This window comes from Hydrogenophaga sp. (assembly GCF_030158645.1).
Classification (GTDB): Bacteria; Pseudomonadota; Gammaproteobacteria; order Burkholderiales; family Burkholderiaceae_C; genus Hydrogenophaga.
This window is the reverse complement of record NZ_JAOASO010000144.1, coordinates 39,767-63,656: the sequence shown is the minus strand read 5'-3', so window position 1 is coordinate 63,656 and position 23,890 is coordinate 39,767. Positions and strand designations below refer to the sequence as shown.

General features: G+C 67.2%; 19 protein-coding genes and 1 pseudogene. 12 read left to right on the top strand and 8 right to left on the bottom strand.

Annotation, left to right across the window (positions count from 1 at the left end; all coding sequences use genetic code 11):
* Positions 1-110: 110 nt before the first annotated feature.
* The 10 genes and pseudogenes from Q1W68_RS15365 to Q1W68_RS15320 all read left to right on the top strand — a co-directional run bounded on the left by Q1W68_RS15365 (position 111) and on the right by Q1W68_RS15320 (position 11,405).
* Entirely contained in the window at positions 111-1,415 is a 1,305-nt protein-coding gene (locus Q1W68_RS15365; RefSeq protein ID WP_300655040.1) for an ABC transporter substrate-binding protein, read from the top strand.
* Between the two features lie 147 nt (positions 1,416-1,562).
* Complete coding sequence (locus Q1W68_RS15360; protein WP_300655038.1) at positions 1,563-2,456, top strand: branched-chain amino acid ABC transporter permease; 894 nt, start codon at positions 1,563-1,565, stop codon at positions 2,454-2,456.
* An 11-nt stretch (positions 2,457-2,467) separates the two neighbouring features.
* The gene (locus Q1W68_RS15355; protein ID WP_300717044.1) at positions 2,468-3,427 is read left to right on the top strand and encodes a branched-chain amino acid ABC transporter permease; all 960 of its coding nucleotides are present in this window, start codon (positions 2,468-2,470) and stop codon (positions 3,425-3,427) included.
* Positions 3,424-4,194 (top strand): ABC transporter ATP-binding protein, encoded by a 771-nt coding sequence (locus tag Q1W68_RS15350; RefSeq protein ID WP_300655034.1) that lies wholly within the window; start codon positions 3,424-3,426, stop codon positions 4,192-4,194. Before Q1W68_RS15355 ends, Q1W68_RS15350 begins: the two co-directional genes overlap by 4 nt.
* A gap of 1 nt (position 4,195) precedes the next feature.
* Positions 4,196-4,855 carry an ATP-binding cassette domain-containing protein gene (locus Q1W68_RS15345; RefSeq protein ID WP_300655033.1) on the top strand — a complete coding sequence of 220 codons (660 nt, stop codon included), beginning with the start codon at positions 4,196-4,198 and terminating at the stop codon, positions 4,853-4,855.
* Positions 4,852-6,579, top strand: coding sequence for a class I adenylate-forming enzyme family protein (locus Q1W68_RS15340; RefSeq protein ID WP_300655031.1), 1,728 nt, complete (start codon positions 4,852-4,854; stop codon positions 6,577-6,579). The genes Q1W68_RS15345 and Q1W68_RS15340 overlap by 4 nt, the downstream gene beginning before the upstream one ends.
* An 88-nt stretch (positions 6,580-6,667) precedes the next feature.
* The gene (locus Q1W68_RS15335; RefSeq protein WP_300655030.1) at positions 6,668-7,324 is read left to right on the top strand and encodes a hypothetical protein; all 657 of its coding nucleotides are present in this window, start codon (positions 6,668-6,670) and stop codon (positions 7,322-7,324) included.
* 27 nt (positions 7,325-7,351) lie between these two features.
* Positions 7,352-8,278 (top strand): S8 family serine peptidase, encoded by a 927-nt coding sequence (locus Q1W68_RS15330; RefSeq protein ID WP_300655027.1) that lies wholly within the window; start codon positions 7,352-7,354, stop codon positions 8,276-8,278.
* Positions 8,279-8,657: 379 nt separating this feature from the next.
* A pseudogene (locus Q1W68_RS15325) lies at positions 8,658-10,199 on the top strand (methyl-accepting chemotaxis protein).
* A 192-nt stretch (positions 10,200-10,391) separates the two neighbouring features.
* A complete protein-coding gene (locus Q1W68_RS15320) occupies positions 10,392-11,405 on the top strand; it encodes a TAXI family TRAP transporter solute-binding subunit (RefSeq protein ID WP_300655025.1) in 1,014 nt (337 codons plus the stop codon).
* A 120-nt stretch (positions 11,406-11,525) separates the two neighbouring features.
* Here the strand turns inward: Q1W68_RS15320 and arcC are convergent, their stop codons facing one another.
* Genes arcC through Q1W68_RS15300 form a run of 4 tightly spaced genes read right to left on the bottom strand, consistent with a single transcriptional unit; the run spans position 11,526 to position 16,156 of the window.
* On the bottom strand, positions 11,526-12,446 hold the full coding sequence (gene arcC / locus Q1W68_RS15315; RefSeq protein WP_300655023.1) for a carbamate kinase: 921 nt from the start codon (positions 12,444-12,446) through the stop codon (positions 11,526-11,528).
* A gap of 1 nt (position 12,447) precedes the next feature.
* Entirely contained in the window at positions 12,448-13,449 is a 1,002-nt protein-coding gene (gene argF, locus Q1W68_RS15310; protein WP_300655022.1) for an ornithine carbamoyltransferase, read from the bottom strand.
* 11 nt (positions 13,450-13,460) lie between these two features.
* Positions 13,461-14,708 (bottom strand): arginine deiminase, encoded by a 1,248-nt coding sequence (arcA, locus tag Q1W68_RS15305; RefSeq protein ID WP_300655021.1) that lies wholly within the window; start codon positions 14,706-14,708, stop codon positions 13,461-13,463.
* A complete protein-coding gene (locus Q1W68_RS15300; RefSeq protein ID WP_300655019.1) occupies positions 14,705-16,156 on the bottom strand; it encodes a YfcC family protein in 1,452 nt (483 codons plus the stop codon). The genes arcA and Q1W68_RS15300 overlap by 4 nt, the downstream gene beginning before the upstream one ends.
* Before the next feature lie 191 nt (positions 16,157-16,347).
* Here Q1W68_RS15300 and Q1W68_RS15295 point away from each other — a divergent pair, with 191 nt between their 5' ends.
* Entirely contained in the window at positions 16,348-16,659 is a 312-nt protein-coding gene (locus tag Q1W68_RS15295; RefSeq protein ID WP_300655016.1) for a BON domain-containing protein, read from the top strand.
* 65 nt (positions 16,660-16,724) lie between these two features.
* On the opposite strand, the gene Q1W68_RS15290 is transcribed toward Q1W68_RS15295, so the two are convergent.
* Both Q1W68_RS15290 and Q1W68_RS15285 read right to left on the bottom strand, forming a co-directional pair.
* Positions 16,725-17,426, bottom strand: a complete 702-nt coding sequence (locus Q1W68_RS15290; protein WP_300655013.1) for a VIT family protein — start codon at positions 17,424-17,426, stop codon at positions 16,725-16,727.
* Between the two features lie 63 nt (positions 17,427-17,489).
* Positions 17,490-17,810 (bottom strand): cytochrome C, encoded by a 321-nt coding sequence (locus tag Q1W68_RS15285; protein WP_300655011.1) that lies wholly within the window; start codon positions 17,808-17,810, stop codon positions 17,490-17,492.
* Positions 17,811-18,082: 272 nt separating this feature from the next.
* Here Q1W68_RS15285 and Q1W68_RS15280 point away from each other — a divergent pair, with 272 nt between their 5' ends.
* Positions 18,083-20,725: a cation-translocating P-type ATPase gene (locus tag Q1W68_RS15280; RefSeq protein WP_300658223.1), complete on the top strand. Its 2,643-nt coding sequence runs from the start codon at positions 18,083-18,085 to the stop codon at positions 20,723-20,725.
* Here the strand turns inward: Q1W68_RS15280 and Q1W68_RS15275 are convergent.
* Together Q1W68_RS15275 and Q1W68_RS15270 are read right to left on the bottom strand one after the other, a co-directional pair.
* Positions 20,717-21,700, bottom strand: coding sequence for an FAD:protein FMN transferase (locus tag Q1W68_RS15275; RefSeq protein WP_300717043.1), 984 nt, complete (start codon positions 21,698-21,700; stop codon positions 20,717-20,719). The two genes, Q1W68_RS15280 and Q1W68_RS15275, sit on opposite strands and share 9 nt — an antisense overlap.
* Positions 21,681-23,888, bottom strand: coding sequence for a PepSY domain-containing protein (locus tag Q1W68_RS15270; protein WP_300652261.1), 2,208 nt, complete (start codon positions 23,886-23,888; stop codon positions 21,681-21,683). The genes Q1W68_RS15275 and Q1W68_RS15270 overlap by 20 nt, the downstream gene beginning before the upstream one ends.
* Positions 23,889-23,890: the final 2 nt, after the last annotated feature.

Below are 23,890 nucleotides of genomic sequence, written 5' to 3'. Positions count from 1 at the left end.
ATGGTGGCGCCCACCGGCAAGGCTGGGCGCTGGTGACTCTGGTCATTGTTCCCTGCGGTCTTTTCGACGCAGGGCTGTGCTGGTCGTTCAAAAAATTCTGGAGACAAGTGATGAGACGGAACAAACTGTTGGTGAAGCTGTCGGCGGTGGCTGCGGCGATGTTGCTGGGGACTGGCCTGTCCACTCAGGTGCAAGCGCAGGAAACTTTCCGGGTCGGTATTGTCAGCTTCCTTTCGGGCCAGGCGGCGGACAGCTTCGGCATCCCGGCTGTGAACGGAGCCAAGCTGCTGGTCGAGGCTTTCAACAACGGCCAGGCGCCGGCACCCTACAACAACAAGGGTTTCGGCGGGATGCGCATCGAGGCCATCTACGTGGACGAGGCCGGTGGTGCGACCAAGCAGGTGCAGGAACTGCGCAACCTGTACGACCGCGAGAAAGTGGATGCCGTGGTGGGTTACGTGGGTTCGGGCGACTGCCTGGCCGTGGCGCCCGTGGCCGAGGAAATGAAGCGTTTCCTCATCCTGTACGACTGCGGCACCCCCCGTATTTTTGAAGAGCGCGATTACAGCTATGTCTTCCGCACGGCCGCACACGCCGCGATGGACAACGTCTCGCTCGGTCGCTATCTGAAGGCCAAGAACGCCAAGGTCGAGACCATCAACTACATCAATCAGGACTACGCCTGGGGTCACGATTCGCTCAAGGATTTCCAGCTCAGCGCAGAGCAGCTGTTCCCGCAGGCCAAGACGGGCCAGGACCTGCGCCCCAAGTTCGGTGCTGGCCAGTACGGCACGGAGATCTCGTCGCTGCTGTCCTCGCCCGCCAGCGTCACGCACTCCAGTCTCTGGGGTGGCGACCTGCAGTCGTTCATCCTGCAAGCGGGCCCGCGCGGTGTCATGCGCCGCTCGCAACTGGTCCTGTCGGCGGGCGATCACGTGCTGCCGGGTCTGGGCGAGAAGATGCCCGATGGCGTGATCCTCGGTGCTCGCGGTGCTTACGGCCTGATGTCACCCGACACCCCCTTGAACCGCTGGTGGTTCAAGCTGTACGAGGACCGCGAGAAAGTCATCCCCGTGCAGGCGCCCTACCGCATGGCGCAAAGCCTGATGGGCTTGAAGCTGGCGGTTGAAAAGGCGATGGCCGCCAACGGTGGCAAGAAGCCCAACCCCGAGCAGCTCGCGGCAGCCCTGCGCGGCTCCTCATGGGAGTCCCCTGCCGGCATGATCCGCATGGTCAATGGCAAAGGCCAACAGGCCATCCAGGACACCGCCATCGGCACCACCAAGTACAACCCCGAGAAGAAGCGGGTGGATCTGGTGGACATCATGCGATTCCCCGCCGAGTGCGTGAATCCGCCCGCCGACATGAAGACCGAAGACTGGATCAAGAGCGGCTTCAAGGGCGCCAAGTGCTGACCCGCGTCGTTTAACGACCTTTCACGATCGTCTGCGCCGTGCCCCTCTGTTTGCAGAGGGGCATGGTCCAACACGCGAGTTGTCCCGGCCGGCATCGATGGTGCTGCGTCCGGTTCCAGCGGTCCTCCACCTGGAGCGGAATCCCACATGCTTGCACTCACCATCCTTTTTGACGGCATCATTTATGCCTCCTGGCTCTTCATCGTGGCCCTGGGGCTGACGCTGATCTTTGGCGTCCTGAAAATCCTGAACATTGCCCACGGCAGCTTTTACGCGGTCGGGGCTTACGTCACCGCATCGTTTGTGTCCTGGTCGGTGGGTGCCGGCATGTCACCGGCCTGGTCCCTGCTGTTCATGCTGCTGGCGGCCCTGGCCGTGTCGCTCCTGCTTGCGCCCCTGGTGGAGCGGCTGTTGCTGCGCTCTTTCTATGGACGCGATGAAGTGCTGCTGGTGCTGGTCACCTATGCGCTGTTCCTGATCCTGGAGGACGTGACCAAGCTGATCTGGGGCGCGGTCCCGTACTACGTGACCGAACCCTACATGCTGTTCGGCGTGCTCGATATCGGGCTCATGTCTTACGTGGGCTACGACTTCGTCCTGATCGGCTTCGCCATCGTCTGTGGCCTGGGTGTCTGGTGGGGCCTGAACCGCACCCGCACCGGCAAGATCGTGCTGGCGGTGATCCACAGCAACGAGATCGCGGCCAGCATGGGCATCAACGTGGCGAAGGTCTGCACCCTCGCTTTCATGTTCGGCATCTTCCTGGCATCGCTGGCTGGTGCGCTGACGTCGCCCATGATCTCCGTCCAGCCGGGTCTGGCCTCGGGTGTGATCATCGTTTCGTTTGCGGTGGTGATCATTGGTGGCCTGGGCAGCATCGAGGGTGCGGCGATCGGTGCCGTGATCGTCGGTCTGGCGCGTGCACTGGCGGTTCACACCTGGCCTGCGGCAGAACTCTTCAGCATCTACATCGCCATGGCCATCGTGCTCATGTTTCGGCCCGAGGGTCTGTTTCATCGCATCCAGGCGAGGAAGATCTGATGACCAACAGCTTGAAAAAAACGCTTCTGATCGGCACGGCGCTGACCGTGCTGTTTCTGGCAGCCGGCCTGGCCATGCCCAAGTGGCTGCTCTTCTTGTCGACCATGGCGCTGTCGCACGGTCTGGTGTCCCTGGGCATCGTGCTGTTGATGCGCATCGGTGTGGTGTCTTTCGGCCAGGGCTTTGTGTTTGCCGTGGGCGGCTATGCCAGCGCCATGGCCGCCAACCACCTGGGCATCACCGATGCCTTCCTGATGGTCCTCATCGGCGGCGGGGCCGCGGTCCTGTGCGCACTGCCGTTCGCACCGCTGTTGTCGCGTTACCGGGGCATCTTCTTTGCGATGTTGACGCTGGCCATCTCGATGGTGCTCTACGGCATCCTGGTGAAGACGGAAGCCCTGGGTGGCTCGGATGGCTTCAATGTCAGCCGACCCACGCTGTTTGGCCAAAGCATCGCGTCCGAGCAATCCAACTGGCTGCTGTACAGCGTGGCGGTGCTGGTGGTGGGCGTGCTGGCCACCCTGGCCCGCATCTACGTGGACTCGGTGCGCGGCCTGGTTTCGCTGGCGATCCGTGAAAACGAACTCCGGGTGGAGTACCTGGGTGCATCGGTGTCGCAGGCGGTGGCGCTCAACTACCTGCTGGCTTCGTTCATGGGGGGTGTCGGTGGTGCACTCACGCTCATGTCGCTCGGCCACATCGAACCCAACTTCGCCTACTGGACGACGTCGGGTGAGTTTGTGTTTGTCGCCATCCTGGCGGGGCACCACAGCATGCTCGCGGTGTTCGTGGGTTCGTTCGTCGTCGAGGTGGTGCGTTCCTTCTCGAACCTGTATTTCCCCAACACCTGGCAATTGGCTATGGGCCTGTTTTTGCTGGTCGTCATCCGCTTCCTGCCCCTGGGACTCGGGAGTCTCTGGACGAACCGACGCAAAAAGAAGACCACCGGCCAGGAAGGAGGCTCCGCATGACGACCGCCAAGACCCAGACGATGCTGTCGGCACGGGGCCTGATGAAGTCCTTTGGCGCCGTGACCGCCGCCGACAACGTCAACATCGACATCCCCACCGGCCAGCGGGTCAGTCTGATCGGCAGCAACGGCGCAGGCAAGACCACGTTCGTCAACATGGTGACGGGCTACCTCAAGCCGGACGCCGGAACGATCGAACTCGATGGCCAGTCCATCGCGGGCCTGGGACCGAGGCGGATCACCGGATTGGGTGTGGCGCGCTCGTTCCAGATTCCGCAACTGGCGCTGGACATGAGCGCCCTGGACAACATGCTCGTGGCCGCCGCCTGCAACGATGGGCATCAGTCGTTCTGGCGACCGGCCCACGCGTCCGACCGGATCGACCGCGCCATGGCGATGCTGTCCAAGTTCAGTCTCGAGGAGCACGCCCACCGACGGGTGTCGGAATTGCCCGGCGGTGTTCGCAAGTTGCTGGACATTGCCATGGCATTGACCGGCAGACCCAAGCTGCTGCTGCTCGACGAGCCCACCAGCGGCGTGTCGGTGGACGAAAAATTTCCCATGATGGACACCATCAGCGCGGCCCTGGCGAGCGAGCGGGTGACCGTTCTGTTCGTCGAGCACGACATGGAAATCGTCACGCGGTATTCGGACCGGGTGATCGCGTTCTACAGCGGTCGCGTGATTGCCGATGACCCACCGTCGACCGTGCTGGACGATCCCCAGGTCCAGCGCTACGTCACGGGTTCGATCAAGCGAGGGCACTGACATGCTGACAATCGATTCGGTGCACGTCACCATCCAGTCCGTCCAGGCCCTGCGGGGCTTCTCCCTGGAGGTCCCCGTGGGCCAGATGGTGGGCCTGGTCGGGCGCAACGGGGCGGGCAAGACCACCTTGCTGCGCACGGTCATGGGCCACCTGAAGCCCACGCAGGGCCGGCTCCTGTGGGACGGCAAGGACCTGGCAACGATGCCGCCCCACGCGCGTGCCGCCCTGGGCATTGGTTACATGCCTGAAGACCGCGGTCTCGTGCCCGAGCTGACGGTGGAGGAGAACATCCTGATTCCCGTCTGGGTGTCGTCCAGCCTGCAGCCGCAGGCGTGTCTCGAGATGGTGTACCGGGTGCTGCCCGAGCTCAAGGACATGAAGGACCGCCGCGCCTTGTTGCTGTCGGGCGGCCAGCAGAAGCTGGTGGCCCTGGCCCGCGCACTGGCGGTCGGCACACGCCTGCTGTTGCTCGACGAGCCGTTTGAAGGGGTGGCACCCGCCTTGTCACAACGCCTCTCGGACGTGATCTTCGGCTTGCGCGGCAAAGACATGACCGTGGTGATCGCGCAGTCTGAACTCAATCACGCAGCCTCCATGCTCGACCAGGAAGTGGTGATCGAGCGGGGATCCAACGCAGCGCCTCGTCGCGCGGTGGCATGACCACCGACGCCTTCGCTGCAGAAGCCGACCCGGGCTTGCAGGGCCTCTGGGCCGGCATTCAGGTGCCGGCGCGGCGCCGGGAAGCCCACTTTGGTGACCGCGTGCTGCCGTGTTTTCCGGACCGATGGGGCAGTCTGCATGCCATGCTGGAAGCCACGGTGGCGCGCCACGGTGAGCGTTTGGCGATGGTCTTTGAAGCGCAGCGCTGGACCTGGCGTGAACTCGCCGAACGTTCGGCCTGTGCGGCCAGCGGATTTTTGAAACTGGGCCTGCAGCCCGGCGACCGGGTGGTTCTGTACCAGAGCAACCACCCGAGCTTTGTGATGGCCATGTTGGCACTGCAACAGCTGGGTGCGGTGGCCGTGGCCGTGGGGCCACGCGAACAAAAAGAAGGCCTGGCCTGGATCATCCAGCACTGCGGCGCGCGAGGCGTGGTGTGTGACAGCCACCTGCTTGAACGCTTGCCCGGTGCGACCGATGCGCCCGCCTTGCAGTGGGTGGTCTCGGTCGATGTCCCGGCCGAGTTGGAGACCGACCAACAGCGCCCCCGGGCTGGCCTCGCGGATGCGGATCAGCGGTTTCGTGGCGGGTTTGACGGGTTGCTCCTGGAGCCACCGTGCGGCCACGTCCAGCCTGTGCACGAGGAGGACACGGCCATCGTGCTCTACACCTCGGGCACCACCGGGCGTCCCAAAGGGGCGATGCTGACCCACTTCAACGTCGTGCACTCGGTCCGGCATTTCATCGGTTGCATGGCGCTGACCGAGTCCGACCGATCCATGCTGGCGGTTCCGGTGACCCACGTCACAGGCCTGATTGCCAACCTCATGGCGGTCGTGGGGGCGGGTGCCGCACTGCTGGTGCTGCCGACCTTCAAGGCAACGCGTTTCCTGCAACTGGCCGCCAGGGAAGGGATGACCCACACCCTGATGGTGCCGGCCATGTACAAGCTCCTGCTGCTCGATCCCCACTTCAGCGAGTTCAAGCTCCCGAACTGGCGCATCGGCGGCTTTGGTGGTGCGCCCATGCCCACCTCGACCATCGACGATCTGGCGAAGTGCCTTCCCGGCCTGCAACTGCTGAACGCCTACGGTGCCACCGAAACCACCTCGCCCACCACCCTGATGCCCATCGGCCAGACCCGTGCGCACGCCGACACGGTGGGCATCCCCTTGCCCTGCGCGGCGGTGGTGGTGATGGACGAGCAGGGGTGTGAACTGCCCGCTGGCGAAGTGGGGGAACTCTGGATCAGCGGGCCCATGGTGGTCAAAGGCTACTGGAACGATGCGGCCGCCACTGCCCGCGAGTTCACTGCGGGGTGGTGGCACTCCGGCGACCTCGGTTGTGTCGACGCAGAGGGTTACGTCCGGGTTCTGGACCGCAAGAAGGACATGATCAACCGGGGCGGTTACAAGGTCTTCAGCACCGAGGTCGAGAACGTGCTGCTGCAGATGCCCGGCGTCATCGAAGCCGCCGTTGTGGGTGTGCCCTGTCCCGTCCTGGGTGAACGCGTGCACGCCCATGTGCACACGCAGCGCCTTGATCTGGCTGTGGGGGAGCTGAAGGCTTTCTGCGCCGAGCGCCTGGCCGATTACAAGGTGCCAGAGCACCTGACCCTGAGCCCCACACCCCTGCCGCGCAACCCCAACGGCAAGCTGATGAAGCGGCAATTGCGAACCACGCCGGGTGCGCCGTGTGACGGACAGCACACCGAGGCTCGATAAGCGTCGAATCTGCGCAAAACACCCCTCAAGCCCACCCGGGCCGGGTCGATCTCTACGGGCAACAAGGCGGCCACTTGAGCCGGTTTGCATGACCCAGCCCCACCCCACCCCATCCCCCTGGCCGACGCTGTCGGCGTTGAACATCGGCCGCGCGCGGGTGCTGGGGTGCTTGTTGCTCGGCCTTGCAACCGGGAGCGGCGTGCGGGCCGCAGGATGGAGCGACGCTGACTGGGCGCTTGCCGTGCCATCGGCCCGCTCGACCAGCCTGATCGAGATCCGGCAGGGATCCGACCTCTCCGGCCGGATGCGGGGCCTCAAGGGCCAGGGCTTTGAATCGTCGGGTGGCGATCGCGTGGACTTTGCCGCCTGGTACAGCACCCGCTGGACCGACGTTCGGATCGCCTGGATGACCCAGCTCACCCGCGACACCGGCCTCATCTGGGGCGTGGGCACGGGCGAGCAGGGCGTCAAGTACCGCATCTCGCCCAGCTTCAAGCTCGGCCTCATTCACCAGGCGCGCCTTGGCCGCCGCACCACGTTCACGCTGCGCGCCACCACCACGCTGGGCGGCCGTTTGCGCGAGCGCCCCTGCACCGCCGACTACGGCGACATCGGTGGTGTGCAGGCGGTGAACTGCCGCCTGGCCGCGTCCGAACTCGAGCCGACCGAGACGCTGCGCTACCTGTTCAACGACACCGCCCGTGACCAGCGGCAGGTGTCGGTCCTGTTCTCCCACGCGTTCTGACCAGTCCAACCCAGCAGAAAGACCCCCATGAAACACCCCGCCACACTCGCCGTGGCCCTTTGCGGCGCCCTCGGTGCCACTGCCGTCTTCGCCCAGGACGGCGAAGCCACCATCGACACCGCGCTGGCGGCCTCGGCCGCCACGCCCGGGTGGATGAGCACCGAGGTTGGTGACGCATGGACCAAGGGCTACAAGGGTCAAGGGGTGACCATCACCGTGGTCGACGACTTTCGCAGTGCCTCGTTGTTGAACGGCAAGCTGGGCACCGCCAGCCAGCGGCTGCGCCACGGCCAGTGGACCGCCATGGAGGCCGGCATGATCGCGCCGCTGGCCAGTGTGGCCACGCAGGACTTCACCAGCGGCACCGCGGTGAAGCTCAGCAAGGGCCTCAACGTGCTCAACCTGAGCTACGGCATGATGGCCGCCGCCGGCTACAGCGCCAGCCAGATTCGCTGGAGCGCGCAGGAAAATTCCATCATCACCTACGCCAAGAACGGCACCGCCGTGATCTCCAAGGCCGCCGGCAACGACGGCATCGCCGTGCTCGGTCGCAACGCCCGCGGCCAGACCGACTACCTCAACCTCGCGCTCAAGGGCGCCCCGACCGCCATTTACGTGGGTGCGCTCAACACCAACGGCACCAAGGCCGCGCCCGCCACGCTGGCGTCTTACTCCAACACCGCCGGCACCGACACGGCGGTGCAGAAGCAGTTCCTGGTGGTCGGTGTGGAAGGCGCCCAGACCGGCCTGTACGGCACCTCGTTCGCGGCCCCCGTGATCACCGGTTACGCCGCGGTGCTGGGCAGCAAGTTCACCAAGGCGACGCCGGTGCAGATCACCAACCAGCTGCTCAACACCGCGCGCCAGGACACCATCAAGGGCTACAAGGTCCAGCTGCATGGCCGTGGCGAGGCCAGCCTCACGCGCGCGCTCGCGCCTGTGACCATCCGGTAAGTCAGTGCCGGTGCGCGAGCGGCGGCGGCCATCGCGTCCCGCTGCGCCTGCGCGCTCTCCCGCCGTCTGAACACTCCCCCGGCGGCGCGGTGACGCTGTCCTGCGCCTGCGGCAGCGAACCCGGTGCACACCGCCGGGTCTCCCAACCCCTTCCTTCCCCTCGCATGCACTGGTGCGGCCTGCCTCCTCGGGCCAGGGCCCGGCGATTCCGCGCCGGATTCGAGGCGGACGGGGGCGTGGACGCAAGTCGCCGTGAACGGCACCGGTGGGGGCCCGCAGCCAGCCACCGAGGGAATTTCGCACAAGCTGGCGCTTCATTTGTTCAAGACAAAAGGAATTCCGCCGAAACGCCTATGACTCAACACCTTAGGAGTTCCCCATGCGCCAGAACCTTCCTGTCACGCAACGCGAATACGACTTCCCGGAGAACGCCACACTTCTGTCCACGACAAACGTGGACAGTCACGTCGCCTACGCCAACGAGTCTTTCCTGGCGGTCAGCGGCTTCACCGCCGAAGAAATCGTGGGTCAACCACACAACCTGGTTCGTCACCCCGACATGCCCCGTGAAGCGTTTGCCGACATGTGGGCCACCCTCAAAGCGGGCCAGAGCTGGACGGCGCTGGTGAAAAACCGCCGCAAGGATGGGGACCATTACTGGGTTCGGGCCAATGCGACGCCGGTGGTTCGCGAGGGGCGGCTGGTGGGCTACATGTCGGTGCGCACCAAACCCTCGCGCACGGAAGTGCAGGCCGCCGAGAACCTGTACGGCCGTTTCGTCAGAGGAGAGCAAGGCTCTCTGGCCTTTCACAAGGGGCTCATCGTGCGCACCGGCGCGGCACGCCTCTTGTCGTGGACGCAAACAGCGTCGCTGCGCGCCCGCGTGCTCTGTCCCATGGTGATGGCGTTCTGTGCGATCACCGCGTCGGTGTTCTACCTCCTGCCCACGTCGGATGCCGTGGTGCAGAGCGCCCAGGTGGCCGTCATGTTGGCGGCGCTGGGGTGGTGGCTGGAGCGGCAAATCGTGGCGCCGTTGCAGCGCGTGGTGCGCCAGGCGCAATCGGTGGCCGCCGGTCAGCCCGGCAGCAACTAACAGCTGGATCGGGTGGACGAAATCGGCATGCTGATGCGCACGGTCAACCAGTCCGGCTTGAACCTTCGGGCCTTGCTGGACGATGTCAGCGTCCAGATCGACGGCGTGAGCAACGTCAGCCGCGAAATCAGCGAAGGCAACCGGGATCTCAGTGTGCGCACCGAGCAAGCCGCCTCCAACCTGGAGGAAACCGCTGCGTCCATGGAGCAGATGACCGCCACCGTCAACACCACCAGTGAAACCGCCGTGCAGGCCAGCACGATGGCCGAAAAAGCCAGTGAGGCCGCACGGGCCGGTGGCCTGATCGTGAACGACGTGGTGAAGACCATGGACGAAATCAGCACGAGTTCACGGCGCATCACCGACATCATTTCGGTGATCGATGGCATTGCTTTCCAGACCAACATCCTGGCGCTCAATGCAGCGGTGGAAGCCGCGCGCGCAGGAGAACAGGGCCGGGGATTTGCCGTCGTGGCGGGCGAAGTTCGCAACCTGGCCCAGCGCAGCGCGCAGGCAGCCAAGGAAATCAAGACCTTGATCACGGACAGTTCGGAGCGGGTCGAGAACGGACAAGCGCTCACCGCGGAGGCGGGTCGCGCCATGGAATCCATCCTGAGGGAAGCCCAATCGGTCACCCGCATGATCACCGACATCAGCCGCTCAGCCCGGGAGCAGAGCACGGGCATCGGTCAGGTCAATGCCGCGGTGAGCCAGCTCGACCAGATGACGCAACAGAACGCCTCCATGGTGGAGCAGTCCAGCGAGGCTTCCAAATCGCTGGGCAGTCGTGCTCAACGACTGGCTCAGGCCGTCAAGGTGTTCCGGTGACTGTGCGCGGCTGACCGGCCGCACGTTCGAACTGGCCCGCGAAGCGCCCAACCCGAATCCAGCGGTTGACGCTTGGCCAGAAGCCCATGCGGGCCGAACAACCGCAGCGGACGCAAGCCAACCGGGCGTTCGTCTACATTGAGCTCCGGTGCGTCCCAACCCGCCCGGCACCCTTTCCGCCAAGGAGCTCCCATGCCCTGCGACAGTTCCCTTCTTGATTCGGCCCTGGTGGCCAAGGTGGGCCTGCGCCGCCGCTGCTTGCTGGCGGCGCCCTTTTGTGCGTGTCTTCTGGCCTTGCCGCGCAAGGCCGCAACCCAACCTTCAGCAGGAAACGCACCGTCTGCGGTCCCTGCCGCCTGGCGGCCGCTGCGGCTGGGAACCTCGACGCCCGGCGGGGGCTTCTCGCAGTACGACGAGCTCTTGCAGACCGTGTTGAACCGGCGCCAGGGCCGGGACTGGCTGCACGCGCGGCCCACCCGCGGCACGGTCGACAATCTCGACCTCCTGCAGCGCGGCGAACTGGACATGGCCCTGATCCAGGGCACGTCCGCCGACGAAGTGCTTCAGAAAGGGCCCGCGGGCGGCCTTTGCATCCTGTATGCGATGTACCCGAGCCCCGGCATGCTGGCTGTGCCCAGAGCGTCCGCAGCGAGACGCCTTGAAGACCTGGCCGGCAAACCCGTCGTCTTCGGCGTGCGGACCAGCGGGCTCGTCGCGCTGGCCCGTCAGGTGTTCACGGGCATCGGGTTGGACATCGACCGTGATTTCAAGGCCATCTATGTCGAACGCGCCGCCGATTCACCCCGCATCGTGCTGACCGGCGAAGCGGATGCGCTGTGGGGCGCGGGTGAGGGCTGGCCTGGGTTCGTGCAGGTGGCCCAGTCGCCGGGTGGGGCTCGCTTCATCGGGCCGTCGCCAGCGCAGATTCCCGGCATCCTCGCCCGCTATCCATTGCTCAAGGGGATGGAGGTCCCGGCCCAGTCCTACCCGGGCATCGAGTCGCCGTTGCCCACGGTCGGATCGGTGAACCTGATCCTGGCCCGCGCAGACCTCGACGACGCTCGCGCCGCCGCCTTCGTCGAGGCCATGCAGCAGGCGGGCCCGGAACTGACGGCGGCCCTTCCCCAGGCGCACTTCAGCACGCTGGCCAACACCCTGGCGAGCGCACCGGCGCGCGAACTGTTGCACCGAGTACTGAGAGACTGAGCGCTTCCAGGGGGCCAACGCCGACGCCGTGGGTATCGCAGATCCCGCGGCATTTGTTCCGCTCCATGCACTGACGCACACGGACCCGGGTCTGCGCGTCGCGGATCCAAGCCACAGACCTCATGTGCCGTGTGACGGCACGACCCGTGTGCCGGCGCGCCGCATCAGAATGCCGGCCACGTCTTCCAGTGCCCCGATGCCGGCCATGCCGCCGCCGTGGTTCACGAAATCGCACGCGGCCTGCACCTTGGGGCCCATGGAGCCGGCGGCAAAGTCGAGCGCGGCGAGTTCATCAGGGGTCACGTCGCCCAGCGCGTGCTGGGCCGGTGTGCCCCAGCCGGTGTACACGGCGGGCACGTCGGTCAACATGAGGAAGGCGTCGGCCTGCAGTTCTGCGGCCAGAAGGCCGCTGGCGTGGTCCTTGTCGATCACCGCTTCCACGCCGACGCAGGTCCCGTCGGTCAGCTGCGCCACCGGTATGCCGCCTCCGCCTGCGCAGATCACGGTCACGCCCTGGTCCACCAGCAGGCGGATCACCTCGATCTCCAGGATGCGAACCGGCCGGGGTGATGGCACCACGCGCCGCCAGGCATCGCCGTCGGGTGCGATGGACCAGCCGCGTTGTTCGGCCAGCCGTTTGGCATCGGCCTCGCTGTAGACCGAACCCACCGGCTTGCTCGGCGCGGCAAACGCCGGGTCGTCTGGGTCCACCTGCACCTGCGTCAGCAGCGTCGCAAAACGCGCACCGCCCTCAAAGGCGTTGTCCAGCTCCTGCTGCAGCACGTAGCCGATCATCCCTTCGGTTTCGGCACCCAGCACGTCCAGCGGAAAGGCGGCCTGGCCGGCGGCCTCGCCCTGCAGCGCGAGCAAACCCACCTGCGGTCCGTTGCCGTGGGTGATGACCAGCTGATGTCCATCGGCCATGAGCTGGGCGAGGGCCACCGCGGCGCGGCGGATGTTGGCGCGCTGCGTGGCCGCGCTCACCGGTTCACCGCGCCGCAACAGTGCGTTGCCACCCAGGGCCACCACGACGCGGGCCATCTCAACCGCCCAGGGTGGCGACCAGCACCGCCTTGATGGTGTGCATGCGGTTCTCCGCCTGGTCGAACACGATGGAGGCCGGGCTCTCGAACACCTCGTCGGTGACTTCCATGGCGGTGATGCCGTGCAGCCGCTCGATCTGTGCGCCCACTTCGGTCTCGGTGTTGTGAAAGGCGGGCAGGCAGTGCATGAAGCGCACGCGCGGGTTACCGGTGAGCGCCATCGCCGCGGCGTTCACCTGGTAGGGCAGCAGCAGGCGGATGCGGTCGGCCCAGACCGATTCCGGCTCGCCCATCGAGACCCACACGTCGGTGTACAGAAAGTCGCAGCCCTTCACACCGGCGGCCACGTCTTCGGTCAACAGCATGCGCGCCCCGCTGTCGCGGGCCAGGGCCTGGGCTTCATCGATGATGGTCTGGTCGGGCCACAGCGAGGCGGGCCCGCACAGGCGCACGTCCATGCCCAGCTTGGCCGCCCCGATCAGCAGCGAGTCGCCCATGTTGTTGCCGGCATCGCCCAGAAAACAGAAGGCGATCTCGCGCAGCGGCTTCTCGCAGTGCTCGCGCATGGTCAACAGGTCGGCCAGGATCTGCGTCGGGTGAAACTGGTCGGTCAGGCCGTTGTAGACCGGCACGCCCGACCACTTCGCCAGCGTCTCCACCACCGCCTGACCGAAGCCCCGGTACTCGATGGCGTCGTACACCCGCCCCAGCACACGCGCCGTGTCCTTGATGGATTCCTTGTGGCCGATGTGGCTGCCCGAGGGGCCGAGGTAGGTGACGGTGGCGCCCTGGTCGTGCGCCGCCACCTCGAAGCCCACGCGCGTGCGGGTGGAGTCCTTCTCGAAGATCAGTGCGATCTCCTTGCCGCGCAGCATCGGCTGCTCGGTGCCGGCGTACTTGGCGGCCTTCAGGTCGGCGGCGAGCTTGAGCAGAAAGCCGATCTCGTCCGCTGTGAAGTCGCGCAGGGTCAGCAGGCTTCGGTTCTTTAAGTTGAATGCCATGGTTTTTTCTTTCAAGCGTCGCGAGAGATGGGGCAGGTCATGCAGTGGCCGCCGCCCCGGCCGCGGCCGAGTTCGCTGCCGCGGATGGTGATGACTTCGATGCCGGCCTTGCGCAGCAAGGTGTTGGTGTGGGTGTTGCGGTCGTAGCCGACCACCACGCCCGGCTCCAGGGCCACCACGTTGTTGCCGTCGTCCCACTGTTCGCGCGCCTGCTCGTAGCTGTCACCGCCGGTGGGAATGACGCGCAGCTCCTTCAGCCCAAGGCATTGCGCCACCACCTCGAACAGCGACTGGCTCTCGCGCCGGTGGTCGATGCCCCCGCGTTCGGTCGGGTACAGGCTGTGGCAGACGACCTGGTTCGCGACGCCCACGAAGCTGGTCACGGTGTCGCGGTCGCAGAACGAAAACACGGTGTCCAGGTGCATGGCCGCGCGGGACTGCGGCATCTGGCAGGCCACCACGCGCTGCACGGCACCGGCCGCAAACAGGGCCTGGGCCAGCTGCCCCACCGCCTGTGGTGTGGTGCGTTCGCCCATGCCGATCAACACCACGCCGTGACCGATCGGCATGATGTCGCCGCCCTCCAGCGTGGCCGGGCCATGGTCCACGTCGGGGTCGCCCCACCACACCGGAAAACCGGCCTGCGCAAACAGCGGGTGGTGCCGGTACACCGCCGCGGTCAGCAGCGTTTCCTGGCGGCGCGCGGCCCAGTGCATGGGGTTGAGGGTGACGCCGCCGTAGATCCAGGCGCTGGTGTCGCGGGTGAACAGCATGTTGGGCAGCGGCGGCAGCACGAAGCCGTCGGCCCCCAGGTAGGGCCCGAACATGCCGGCGGGCTTGAACGGCAGGTCGTGCACCGCCACACCGCCGATGAGGTAGCGTGCCAGCGCTTCGGCGGGCAGGTCCCACAGCCAGCCCTTGAGCTCGTCGAGCATGCCGACGCCCACGTGGTCGGGCGTGATTCTGCGTTGCAGCACCCATTCGCGCGCCGCCGGGATGGCCAGGGTGTCGGCGAGCAACTCGCCCATCTCCAGCACCTCGACGCCGCGGTCCTGCAGCTTGGAGACGAAGTCGAAATGGTCGGTGCGGGCCTGCTGCACCCAGAACACGTCGTCGAACAGCAGCCCGTCGCAGTTGGCTGGCGTCAGGCGTTCGTGCGCCAGGCCGGGCGCGCTCACCAGCACCCGTCGCAGCTTGCCCACTTCGGAATACACGCCCAGCCGCACTGCACCGGCATCGGTGGCGCTGACGGCGTTCACAGCAGCACCGCCGCGCTCAGGCTGGCCATGCTGAGCACGGTCAGCATCAGCATCAGCGGCCAGATGAAACGCACCCAGCGCTGGTAGGGCACCCGGCCAATGGCCAGCGCGCCCACCACCACGGCGTAGGTGGGTGTGACCAGGTTGGTGATGCCGATCGCGGTCTGGAAGGCGGTCACGGCCAGGTTCCGCGGCACGCCGGCGAAGTCGGAGAGCGGCGCCAGGATGGGCATGCTCAGCACCGCCAGCCCGGAGGTGGACGGCACCAGCAGGCTGAGCAGGCCTTCGGTGGCGAACAGGGCGTTGACAAACGCCACGTCGGGCATGCCGGTGATCCAGCCTTCGAAGGTGTGCAGGATGGTGTCGGTGATCTTGCCCTGGTCCATGATGACCACGATGCCGCGCGCCAGCCCGATCACCAGGGCCACGCCCAGCAGGTCGCGCGCGCCGTCGACAAAGGCGGTGGTGAAGGGTTTTTCGCCCAGCCAGGCCACCAGGCCCACCGCGATCGAAGAGGCCAGGAACAGGGCCGACATCTCGGCCATCCACCAGCCTTGCGATGCCACGCCCCAGACCATGGCGGCGAAGGTGGCGCCGAACATCAACAGGATGAGCATCTGCCGGGTGGTGAGCACCGATGCGCTATGGTCCTCGCGGTTGCGCAGGAAATGCGCCTCGTTGGACGCCTTGAGGTCGGCCACCAGCGAGGACGCCGGGTCCTTGCGCACCCGTTCGGCGTAGCGCATCACATAAGCCACGCAGATCAACCAGCCGAGCGCGAGGATCACCAGCCGCAGGGCGAGGCCCTGGGTGAAGGGAATGCCGGCCGCGTTGGAAGCGATGGCGGTGGAGAACGGGTTGATGGTGGACCCGATCACGCCGATGCCCGCACCCACCATGATCACGGCCACGCCGGTGAGCGCGTCGTAGCCCACCGCGATCATCAGCGGAATCAGCAGCACATAAAACGCCAGCGTTTCCTCGGCCATGCCGTAGGTGCTGCCGCCGGCGGCAAACAACAGCATCAGGGCGGGGATCATCCATTTCTCGCGGCCCTTGAGGCGCAGCATCACGCGCTCGATGCCGGTGTTGATGGCGCCCGTGGCGTTCACCACACCCAGAAAACCGCCGATGACGAGCACGAACAGCGACACGTCGATGGCGTTGGCCATGCCCGTGCTCTGGTTGTAGAAGCCGGTGATGGGCGCCAGCAACACGTCGAACACACCTTGTTGCGCGGGCTCCACCACCTGGTAGGTGCCGGGCACCGGCGCGTCCTTGCCCAAAGCCTCATTGGCCACGCGCTGGTATTGGCCAGCGGGCAGGATCCAGGTGAGCACGGCCATCAGGACGATCAGCGCAAAGAGGATGGTGTACGCGGTGGGAAACCGGTCCTGAACGCTGGGCGCTTCGGGGGCGGTTGCCACGGGGTTTGCGGGATCCTTCATGGTCTCTGCCTCCTGCGACGCAGATGCGAATCCAGCCAGGATGGCAAGGAACTCACGGTGCATCGCCTTGCATGGTGGACCCCGCATGCCCCCTGACCCTTGATCTGTGTCAATGCAGCGGGTCACGCGAGGGCTCGGTCCGCCGCGCCGGCTCGCGCCGCCCTTGCTTGCGCTGGCGTTGAGTTGAATCAATGACAGGACAGTCTGTCCGTAAAAGATGGGATGCCCTGGAGTTGCTCACCGCGTCCGGCTGTGCCGTGACGCGCGGCCAGGAATCCGTGGGTGCCTGTGTCGACGACACGGTCATCACCACCCGGGTGAAGAGCCGCTTTGCCGACAACAAGACGGTGGACGCGACCAGCATCCGGGTCGAAACCCTCAACGGCGCCGTCATGTTGTCGGGTTTCGCAAAAAGCGCCGCCGAAAAATCCACCGCCGAATCCCTCGCCCGTCGGGTCAACGGCGTGAAGGCTGTCCGCAACGAAATTGCCGTTCGGCCTTGAGCGGGTGCGCTCCACACGGGCGCCTGGTTCACGAAGGGGTGAAGCTCTGATCGATTTGTTCTCGATCACACGACCGCACCAAACAGGGACCCCACCGCCGCGGTGATGCCCATGGCCAGAGCGCCCCAGAAAAACACGCGCCAGGCGCCGGCGAGCACCCGGGCACCGCCCACCTGCGCGGCAACAGCACCCAGCAGGGCCAGGAAGGCGAGCGAAAGCCCGGTGACCCAGGCAATCACGCCCCGCTCGGGGGCCAGGGCGGTCACGGCCAGCGGAAGCAGGGCGCCCAGGGCGAAGCTGGCCGCAGAGGCCAGCGCCGCTTGAATCGGGCGGGCCAGGTGGGCGTCGAAGATGCCGAGCTCGTCGCGCCCATGGGCACCGATCGCGTCATGCGCCATCAGCTGTGCGGCCACCTGCTGCGCCAGGTCGGGCCCCAGCCCCCGGCCCACGTAGATCGACGCCAACTCGCGTTGCTCCGCCACCGGGTCCGCCGCGAGTTCCGCTTTCTCGCGCCGCAGGTCGGCGGCCTCGGTGTCCGCCTGTGAATGCACCGACACGTACTCGCCCGCGGCCATCGACATCGCCCCCGCCACCAGCCCCGCCACGCCTGTGATCAGGACGTTGCTGTGGCTCGATCCGGCGGCGGCCACGCCGACCACCAGGCTGGCGGTGGAGACGATGCCATCGTTGGCACCCAGCACCGCAGCGCGCAACCAGCCGATGCGGTCCGTCCGGTGGCGTTCGGTGTGGCTGTGCAGGGATCTCATGGTCATGTCCATTCGGTTGCCGTTGGATGGGTTGTGAGGAACATGGCAGGTGCGACGCGGTGACTAGGGAGCGCCTGCACCGGGCGCCCGCAGGCTCGGTGGAACTTTGGACGCCGTTGCAAGGGGTGTCTCAAAACGGTAGATGCGCTCGTTCAGGAAGCGTGCCACGTCGGTCACATCGTCTTCGCTCCACGCCAGCCTGGCCATGCCCTGCCACTTGACGACCTCGGCCTTGAGGCTGGTCCAGTCCGTCACGGCCTTCGCAGAGCGCCAGTGGATCTGTTCCGAATGGCAGGCGCTGCAATGCGCGGTGTACAGCAACTCACCGCGACCCTGGGCCGTGGCAGGACCTGCCAGCGCCGCCGCGACGAGCAAGGTGGACACCCGCGAGCTGCACGCCAGGGACACAAGGAAACTCCTTCGCTTCACGTCAGCCGGGGTCGGGCGATCGCGGTTGAGCTGCCAGCCATTGTGGCCACTCCCATCGTCGAACCATTGACGCTGCGCAACAAAGATGCGGTTCATTGCCCGCGCGTGGCCGCAGAATGCGAAGTCTCCCGGTGGCATTGAGCATGCTCCAGGAAGCGCCTTCAGCCGCGAACACACTGCGGCGGAGGAACCCACCCGAGCAGAACGCTCAGCCAGAAAGGCGGGACATGCCGACCAGCCAAGCCGCCCGGGCCGACGTCCCACCCGGCCCCCCCATTGAAACGCCCGTGCCGGCGGTGGATCTTGACCGGGGTCTTTCCACATTCCAGGCAGCGCAACGCCTGGCGCAAGAGGGTCCCAATGCCTTGCCCGGTGGTCAGCGGCGTAACCTGCTGTCGATGGTCTGGGCCACCGTGCGCGAGCCGATGTTCCTGTTGCTGCTCGCAGCGGGCACCCTGTACTTGGCCTTCGGTGACCTGCGGGAGGGACTCACGCTCTTCGGGTTCGTGGTGGTCACCGTGGGGCTCACGCTGTACCAGGAGGGCAAGACCGAGCGCGCCATCGAAGCGCTGCGCGATCTCACGAGCCCGCGCGCCCTGGTCCTGCGCGACGGTCGGCCCTTGCGCATCGCCGGGCGAGACGTGGTGCGCGGCGACCTGCTCAAGCTGAGCGAAGGCGACCGGGTTCCGGCCGATGCGCTGCTGGTGTCTGCCGACGGCGTGAGGGCCGATGAATCGCTGCTGACCGGCGAGGCCGTTCCGGTGGGCAAGCGGGTGGCCCGGGCCGATGAACGCGCTGCATCGGGGAAGGCGTCCGGCGCCACGCGCCAGGTGCCGGGCGGTGACGATCTGCCCTGGGTGTACGCGGGCACGCTGATCGTGCAGGGCCATGCGCTCGCCTGGGTCACCGCCACCGGCGAGCGCAGCGAGATCGGCCGCATCGGTGCATCGCTCGGTGCCGTGGCGAGTGAGCGATCGCCACTGCAGAAACAGACGGCCCGGCTGGTGCGCCACCTCGCCTTGCTGGCGCTGGTGCTCAGCCTGCTGCTGGTCCTGGCGCACGGCGTGATCCAGGGCGACTGGCTGCAGGCGCTGCTGGCGGGCATTGCCCTGGCCATGGCCTTGCTGCCCGAGGAATACCCGGTGGTGCTGACGGTGTTTCCGGCGCTGGGTGCACGCCGGTTGTCCCGGGAGGGCGTGCTCACCCGGCGCATCAACGCCATCGAGACGCTGGGCGCCACCACGGTGCTGTGCACCGACAAGACGGGAACGCTGACGGAGAACCGCATGACGGTGACGCACCTGGTCGCCGGTGGTCTCGGTCTGACCGAAAGCCTGGCGCTGGACACGCTGGCCGACAGCCGGTTGCCCGAGGCCTTCCACCCGCTGTTGGAACTCGCGATCCTGGCCAGCGTGGTCGATCCCTTCGACCCGATGGAGAAAGCTTTCCATCAGCTGGGGGAGCGCTTTCTCACGGACACCGAACACCTGCATCACGACTGGCGCCTGGTGCGCACCTACGCGCTCAGCCCGGCGCTGCGGGCCATGTCGCACGTGTGGGCCGCGCCGGGTGATGGCCTCCAGACCGTCGCCGCCAAGGGTGCACCGGAGGCGGTGATGGACCTGTGCCACCTCGACGATGCGCAGAGAGCCCGCATCGGCGGCGCAGTGGAGTTGCTGGCGGCCCAGGGCCTGCGGGTGCTGGCCGTGGCGCGCGGATCGTTTGCAGGCCAGGACTGGCCAGCGGAAGAACACGGATTCGACGTCGAGTTTGTCGGTTTGCTCGGTCTGGCCGATCCGGTGCGCGCCGAGGTGCCCGCCGCCGTGGCCGAGTGCCGCGCCGCTGGCATCCGGGTGGTGATGATCACCGGCGATTACCCGGCCACGGCGCGGGTGATCGCGCGTCAGGCCGGACTGGCCGTGCGCGACGGGGATGTGCTGACCGGCGACGAGATCGCGGGACTGGGCGACGGGGCACTGCGCGAGCGCCTGGCCACCGTCAGCGTTTGCGCCCGCATCGCGCCCGAGCAGAAGCTGCGCATCGTGCAGGCACTGAAGGCCCGAGGCGAGATTGTCGCGATGACGGGCGACGGCGTGAACGACGCCCCGGCGTTGCGCGCAGCCCATGTGGGGGTGGCCATGGGCCAGCGCGGCACCGACGTGGCCCGCGAGTCGGCTTCGCTGGTGCTGATCGACGACAACTTCGCGTCCCTCGTCGCCGCTGTTCGGCTGGGTCGCCGGATTTTCGACAACCTGCGCAAGGCCATGTCCTACATCCTGGCGGTGCACGTGCCCATCGCCGGCATGGCGATGCTGCCGGTGTTGCTGGGTTGGCCGGCCTTGCTGTACCCGATGCACATCGCCCTGCTCGAACTCATCATCGATCCGGCCTGCTCGGTCGCCTTCGAGAACGAGCCGGCAGAAGACGACGTGATGCAGCGCCCGCCGCGGGATGCGAGCGCCCCCCTGTTTGGCGGCACCACCCTCATCCTCGCGCTGGTTCAGGGGTTGGGTGTGCTGGCCGTCGTCATGGCCGCATTTGCATGGGCCAGTGCGCGCATCCCCGAGCCCGAGGCCCGTGCTTTTGCGTTTGCCACCCTGGTCGTGGCCAACCTCGCCCTGATCCTCTCCAACCGTTCGAGCACCCGCTCGCTGTGGGCGACGCTGCGCACGCCCAACCGCACGCTGTGGGCTGTGCTGGGTCTGGCCAGTGGTTTGTTGCTGGCGGCGCTCTACGTTCCCTGGGCGGTGGGGGTGCTGCGCTTCGCGCCGCTGCCTGTCCACGAGCTGGCCGCTGCCTGCGGCTTGGGTTTGCTGAGCGTGTGGTGGTTTGAAGGCATCAAGTGGGCCCGTCGAAAGCCGTCAACGTGACGGGGTTGAGGAACGGCCAAACCGACCCAGCCCCAGCTCCACCAGGCCCTCGGCTCGGCGAAGCAGGAACAGCACCTCCAGCCCCATGCGCTGCGCCATGGCCAGACCTTCGTCGGGGCCCGCCACCAGCAAGGCCGTGGCCCAGGCGTCTGCTTGCATGCCGGTGCGCGCCAGCACCGTGACCGACGCCACGGCGTTGTTCACCGGCGCGCGGCGGCGCGGGTCCATGGTGTGGGCCAGGCGCGCATCGCCCACTTGCAGACAGCGCCGGTAGTCGCCCGAGGTGGCCAAGGCCAGGTCCTCCAGCTCGATGACACCACGCACCGCACGGTGGCCTTCCTCGGGTTGCTCCAGCGCCACCGCCCAGGGCACGCCGTTGGCCTGCGCACCCACGGTGCGCAGCTCCCCGTCCAACGCGGCCAGTGCGTGCCGCACACCGTGCTGTTGCAGCACAGCCACCATGCGGTCCACCGCGTAGCCCTTGGCAATGCCGCACAGGTCGACTTGCAAGGGCGCGCGCTTGCGGGCACGGCGCGCGGGCCGTTCCAACTCGATGCCTTCGTGCACCGTGCGTGGTCTGGTCTGGCGCGTGGCGGTGATGGCCGCCGCGTCGGGTGTGTCGCGCACCGCGCCGAAGCCCCAGGCATCGACCAGGTCCCCCACGCACGGGTCGAAGGCACCCGCGCTCCGGCGCTGGACATCGAGCGCACAGTCCAGCACCGCCAGCAGGTCGGCGGGCAGGTCCACCCAGGCGTCCACAGGCGCGCGGTTCAGGCGCAGGAGGTCGCTGTTCGGCTTCCAGGGGGACATCTGCCCGTCCACCCGCTCCACCGCAGCGGCGAGGTCCTGGCGCAAGGCTTCCCGGTCCAGGGAGAGGTCAGCGTCGATCGTGGCCGACCAACGCGTGCCCATGGCCGGACCGTGCAGGGTGGTGCGCTGGCCAGTCACCGCTGTTTCAGAAGACATCTTCGGCATAACGCTCGCTGGCTTTGAGCTTGGCCACGCTCAGTTGCAGCGGCGCCAGCACCGCGTCCAGCGCCTCGGCCACGCCCTGCGCCATGGCGCGGCCGCCGCAAACGCGCACGATCGCGCCCTGTGAGGCCCAGTCACGCAGTTGCTCGGCGTCGCGTCGCAGAGCGTCCTGCACGTAGCCGCCGCCATCGGGCACGCGCGAGAACGCCGTGTGCAGCGTGGCCAGGCGGCCTTCAACGAGCCAGCGCTGGATGTCGGGGCCAAAGTAAAAGTCCCGCGCCGGGTCGCGCCCGCCAAAGTACAGGTGCATGGGTGTGCGTCGGTCGTTGCGGCGGATGAAGCCGGCCAACGGTGCCACGCCGGTGCCCGCCCCGATCAGCAGCACCGGCCGCCGCGTTCGCGGCAATGCAAAACCCGGGTTGGACCGGATGAAGGCGGTGGTGCTGTCCCCCAGCTGGAGGCCCAGCAAATGCGTGGAGCACAGACCGCCCGCCATCTGACGCACGCAGATTTCCAGGAAGCCGTCTTCCTGGCCCGAGGCCAGCGAGTAGTAACGCGGCACGGCCGAACCCGGCGGCACGATGCCCACGAGATCGCCCGCTGCAAACCGCGCCAGGCCGTGCCCGCGCAGGCGTGCGCCCAGGGTCTGTGCCGGCCAGGCAAATCGCAGGATCGCCGTGGCCGGCCCGGCCCCACCGTTGTAGTCCCGGCGCGCTGTGAGCGTGAGCGGTGTGGTGGGCGGCGTGCACGGCACATGCTCGAGCACCAAGGGCTCACCCATGGCTTGAGCCAGTGCAATGCCCCAGCGGGCGAACTGCTGGCCCGATTGCTGGTGGATGCATTCGAGGGGCAGCAGCGCGGGCCATCCCTGGGTGCGCAGCGTCTCATCGAGCGCCTGGGCAAACGCGCAGAAGGCGGGGAACTGCCGGTCGCCAAAGCCCAGCACCGTCACCGGCACGGCGCCAGCCTTGAGCCTGGCGATGTGCGCCAGGGCATGGCTGGCGTGCGCCGGGGCCTGGCCTTCGCCGTAGGTGGCGGCCAGCACGAACACCTGCCGCGTGGCGGCCGTGGTTTGAAAGTTCTCCAGCGCGCTGGTGTGCACGCGGTGGCCGACCTGGCTCAGCGCGTCTTGCAGCGTTTGGGCAAAGGCCCAGGTGCTGCCGCCTTCGCTGGCCACGTAGATGAGCACGTCGGCCTGCGCCAGCGGGGCATTGCCCGTGATGTGGGGCGCCAGCCGGCGAGCCTGCCACCAGATCACAACGCCCGACAGCCAGAACAGCAGCACGCTGGCGCCCACGCACCCCAGCACCACGGCCCAGGGCCAGGCCGCTTCGCCCGTGTGCAGCACCACGGCGAGGTCGTACGTGCGTTGCGCGAGGGTGGCGTCCTGCCAGGCCAGCATCTGGCCGGAATACCGGTCGATCCAGCCTTGACCTTGGGCGGTGGTGACCTTCCAGGTGTCTTGCGGATCGCTGGCGCTCGGAATGTTCAGCTTGCGCAGATCCGGCATGGCCACACCTTGCAGCGCGGCCAGTTGGGCGGCGGGCAGCGCGGTCTGACCAGTGACTTGAGAAAGCACGTCGGGTTCGGCCCGGGTGTCCAGCGCGACCAGCCCCAGGGTCGATGCGCTCATGGTCAGCGCCGTGAGCGACGTCAGGCACAAAACGGCGAGCACCACGCGACCCGCGACCACATGGATGCGCTGCGCCAGCGAGCCGCGCACCCGCGCCGCCAGCCGCCGCCAGCCGCCCATGCGGCGCAGCAGCAGCATCAGGGCAGAAGCGCACAGCAAGGCCATGGTCAGCGCAATGCCCGCGGCACCCCAACGACCGGCGTCGCCCAGCAGCAGCGAGCGGTGCAGGTTTTTCACCCAGCGCGGCAGCGCCGAGGCTTGCCAGGCACCCAGCACCCGGCCAGCGGCCGGATCCACGTAAGACGCTTGTGGCTGGTCACCCGCAAAGCTGAACACCACGATGGCACCCGAGGGCAGACGACGAATTTCTTCTGCACCGGGTACGGTGCGTGTGACGCGCTCCACCAGCGTGGCCACCGGCAGATCGCGCGGTGCGGCGGGTGCCTGCCAAGCCTGTTGCACCGGGTCGATCGCCAGCAGGGCGCCGCTGACACCCAGCACCACGGCCAGGGTGCCCACGGTCAGGCCCAGCCAGCGGTGGAGGGCTTTCCAGCTCATGC

Excerpts from the sequence above, each read along its gene's own strand:
- Q1W68_RS15365 (WP_300655040.1), top strand. The coding sequence starts at position 111 with ATGAGACGGAACAAACTGTTGGTGAAGCTGTCGGCGGTGGCTGCGGCG.
- Q1W68_RS15360 (WP_300655038.1), top strand. The coding sequence starts at position 1,563 with ATGCTTGCACTCACCATCCTTTTTGACGGCATCATTTATGCCTCCTGG.
- Q1W68_RS15350 (WP_300655034.1), top strand. The coding sequence starts at position 3,424 with ATGACGACCGCCAAGACCCAGACGATGCTGTCGGCACGGGGCCTGATG.
- Q1W68_RS15345 (WP_300655033.1), top strand. The coding sequence starts at position 4,196 with ATGCTGACAATCGATTCGGTGCACGTCACCATCCAGTCCGTCCAGGCC.
- Q1W68_RS15340 (WP_300655031.1), top strand. The coding sequence starts at position 4,852 with ATGACCACCGACGCCTTCGCTGCAGAAGCCGACCCGGGCTTGCAGGGC.
- Q1W68_RS15335 (WP_300655030.1), top strand. The coding sequence starts at position 6,668 with ATGACCCAGCCCCACCCCACCCCATCCCCCTGGCCGACGCTGTCGGCG.
- Q1W68_RS15330 (WP_300655027.1), top strand. The coding sequence starts at position 7,352 with ATGAAACACCCCGCCACACTCGCCGTGGCCCTTTGCGGCGCCCTCGGT.
- Q1W68_RS15320 (WP_300655025.1), top strand. The coding sequence starts at position 10,392 with ATGCCCTGCGACAGTTCCCTTCTTGATTCGGCCCTGGTGGCCAAGGTG.
- arcC (WP_300655023.1), bottom strand. The coding sequence starts at position 12,446 with ATGGCCCGCGTCGTGGTGGCCCTGGGTGGCAACGCACTGTTGCGGCGC.
- argF (WP_300655022.1), bottom strand. The coding sequence starts at position 13,449 with ATGGCATTCAACTTAAAGAACCGAAGCCTGCTGACCCTGCGCGACTTC.
- Q1W68_RS15300 (WP_300655019.1), bottom strand. The coding sequence starts at position 16,156 with ATGAAGGATCCCGCAAACCCCGTGGCAACCGCCCCCGAAGCGCCCAGC.
- Q1W68_RS15295 (WP_300655016.1), top strand. The coding sequence starts at position 16,348 with ATGACAGGACAGTCTGTCCGTAAAAGATGGGATGCCCTGGAGTTGCTC.
- Q1W68_RS15290 (WP_300655013.1), bottom strand. The coding sequence starts at position 17,426 with ATGAGATCCCTGCACAGCCACACCGAACGCCACCGGACGGACCGCATC.
- Q1W68_RS15280 (WP_300658223.1), top strand. The coding sequence starts at position 18,083 with ATGCCGACCAGCCAAGCCGCCCGGGCCGACGTCCCACCCGGCCCCCCC.
- Q1W68_RS15275 (WP_300717043.1), bottom strand. The coding sequence starts at position 21,700 with ATGCCGAAGATGTCTTCTGAAACAGCGGTGACTGGCCAGCGCACCACC.
- Q1W68_RS15270 (WP_300652261.1), bottom strand. The coding sequence starts at position 23,888 with ATGAGCTGGAAAGCCCTCCACCGCTGGCTGGGCCTGACCGTGGGCACC.